The organism is Gammaproteobacteria bacterium (genome assembly GCA_003696665.1).
GTDB lineage: Bacteria > Pseudomonadota > Gammaproteobacteria > Enterobacterales.
Genome location: RFGJ01000509.1, coordinates 1 through 2,649, shown reverse-complemented (window position 1 = coordinate 2,649; position 2,649 = coordinate 1). Strand labels below are relative to the sequence as shown.

At 49.0% G+C, this 2,649-nt stretch carries 3 protein-coding genes; 2 read left to right on the top strand and 1 reads right to left on the bottom strand.

The genetic code is table 11. The features are described 5' to 3' along the window. Both D6694_12475 and D6694_12470 read left to right on the top strand, forming a co-directional pair. On the top strand, nucleotides 1-891 hold an 891-nt coding region (locus D6694_12475), incomplete at its 5' end, for a hypothetical protein (GenBank protein ID RMH38414.1). Then, the gene (locus D6694_12470) at nucleotides 891-1,475 is read left to right on the top strand and encodes a hypothetical protein (protein RMH38413.1); all 585 of its coding nucleotides are present in this window, start codon (nucleotides 891-893) and stop codon (nucleotides 1,473-1,475) included. The genes D6694_12475 and D6694_12470, both read left to right, overlap by 1 nt. Nucleotides 1,476-1,671: 196 nt before the next feature. Here D6694_12470 and D6694_12465 read toward each other — a convergent pair whose 3' ends face one another. Then, entirely contained in the window at nucleotides 1,672-2,649 is a 978-nt protein-coding gene (locus D6694_12465; GenBank protein RMH38412.1) for a hypothetical protein, read from the bottom strand.

The following is a 2,649-nucleotide window of genomic DNA, read 5'->3' as shown; positions in this document are numbered from 1 at the left end:
GAGGCGGCCTGTGACGGTAACACTGGCACCACTTGCGCCAAGCAAGAAACGGCCAAGGATATTAAAGCGAAAGATGTCAAACGGATTCATATTGACAAGACGACTGGAAAAGTGACTGTTGTTAAAAAAGACGGCAGCACTGTAGAAGTGGGACAATTTGTCAAGCGTGGGATAAGTGCCGGTGCAACAGTGATTTCCGGAAGCCGCGACGTCATTTCCGGCGGAGCATGGAAGGGGGTTTTTAAACCGGACAACACTGACGCAAGTCAGATGGCCAGGCAGGGGCAGAGAGTGCAGCAAGCAGATATAGGTAATAGTCCCCGTCAGAAAAGTAACTCTATCGATGTAAAGGGAGCATCTGGCTTTCGAAATAGAAGACCGCAAACAGTGAGGCACAAATTTGTGACAAAAACAGGAAAAGGAATGGGGTGGAACAAACGTGAAGATGCTGTTAAAGCGTTTTATGCGGAAAATGAGGCTCTGTATCAGAGTGCAAAGAAAAACAGAGAAATCTTGGTTTTTTTGGTCAAAGGAAGTGATAACAAATACTACTATACTGACGCGATTGTCGTCCGCGACGAATATAAGTTTTCCGGCAGCATTGTTGATGCAGACGGCAATGAAATCTCGGAGATTAGGTCAAGCGGCCCTATCAAAGGTGTTTTACATTCTCACCCTGGGGGAAACTTTGGAAACCAAGAAGGGTTCAGCGAGAAAGATTGGAGAGTAGCGGATAGGGGGTTGGATTACTATGTGCGAACACCTAAAGGTGATATACGTTATATAAACTCCACTATTTCATCTGGCCAAGATGCTGACAAATACAGGATGAAACCAGGAATATCGCTATGTAATCCTTTGCCATGTCTTAAGCCTTACGGAGCAGAATAATGATATTTAACATATTTAAATTAACTCCTGCCTTTACTGCATTCATCGTTATTGGACTGTCTATAGCGGAGGGGGAGGTATTGCGAAGAGAGGAAATGCTCCCACCTGCTGTGGAGAGATTCAGAATTATGTCTGAACAGCCACAGAAAGAAGTGAACGTGAAGGGAAACCAAGTGATAGTACGTCCACGAATATCCGACGATAAAAAAAATTACTGGATTCCGGAGACAATTGATGAAGCTATTAAAGAGCTTGAAGAAATGTTACCGAGGAATATTTATTTATCGCTATTGAGTCAATATCTGACCCTTCCTAAGAAAGAAATAAGATACGATGTTGCGACCATCTCCAAATTGAAAGATGATTTGTCACAGTATTTGTACGGGATATGGGATGTGCCCGACTCTAAACTTGGAGCAAAATTGTACTGCATTGGGGTGCTAGAGGGAAACATGTCGCCATTTTTTGTCCTCGCTGCAGCAAATTTTTCGAAGGGGCATAACGCCACGTTAAAAGAGGAGTATAGAGAGGATGCAGAGCGGCTCGTTAGGTATAAAAATAAGTGCGAAAAAAAATATCCTTGAGTTTGGTAGTGTTCAAAATTCTGTGTCAGTCCTCCTTTAGGCAGTGTAGAGGACTGACACAGAATTTTGACCATTACCTGTCTGACTCGTAGGGCGACGTACCGTTCAAATCGAACTTTAAAATGAGGCACCAACCTATTTGGATGCGCAGGTTTACGGCCGCGCCCGACGTGGCAGCACAAAAAGTTTCGGCGTGTTAGCGGATCGTTGGGTTGGTATGGGTTTCCTTCGAACTGGTGGGCGTGTCGAGCGCTTCGCTGGTCTCGTCGGTCAATTGTTCTTCCGGGGTGATCAGAATCAGCACGCCAACCAGCGGATGGTCAAAGTAGTGAATTTCTTTTGAACGCATACGCCGTTCTGCTTCAATGCGATAGCCGCGTAGAAAGGTCACTTTTTCGGTGGTATCTGTGGCCTCGCCGCCATCGAGATCTTGCCATTGGAATTGCCAGTTGAGGCCGCGCGTGGTATCGGCTAACGGATCTTCGTTGCCGGAGACCAGATCAGAAAGAATATCGACCTCGCGCTCGGCGGGCTCTCTAAATTGCAAATGCAACTCGGCGTGCAGATAGCGTTTCCGGTAAAGCGTCAGCCAACCATCCAATGCCCACAGATGGTCAATGGCGATGGTCTGAGGGGCGCTATCTGCTTGGTCGGCCGTGTCCGGGGCGACCACTGGCGCTTCGGCATGATCGGATAGGTGTTCGACCGGTTCGGTAGACGTCTGCTCGTGTACCTCTTGCTCCGTTGGCCCATCGGGTGTGTCCGTACTCTGCGCATCAGGCACGTCGTGTGGCAATGGGGTTGTGTTGGGCACGATCGGGAGCCCCACTATTGAAAACTGGTCACTGTAGTCCTTGCCGCCAATCAGGCGGAAGTTTTGTACCGGGCTGTTTGGTGGGAACGGCTGACGCCAACTGCTGTAGTGCAGAATCCTGACGCCACGGCGCGCTTTCAGCTGCTGATAAGCGTCTTTGAGGGTGGCTTCCGGAACCAGTTCGAAGCCATCCAGTGGTAAACGGGTGGCGGAGTCTAGATCGCCGTCTTGCGCCGCGGCCTCGGTTGGTAGCGCGTCTTGTGTATCTTCGTTCGTGGGCGTCGAAGGCGCTTCGATCAGATAGGCATAGCCATCGGGACAGGCCACCGGCAACAGCCAATCGGGCGCTTGCCATGGTAT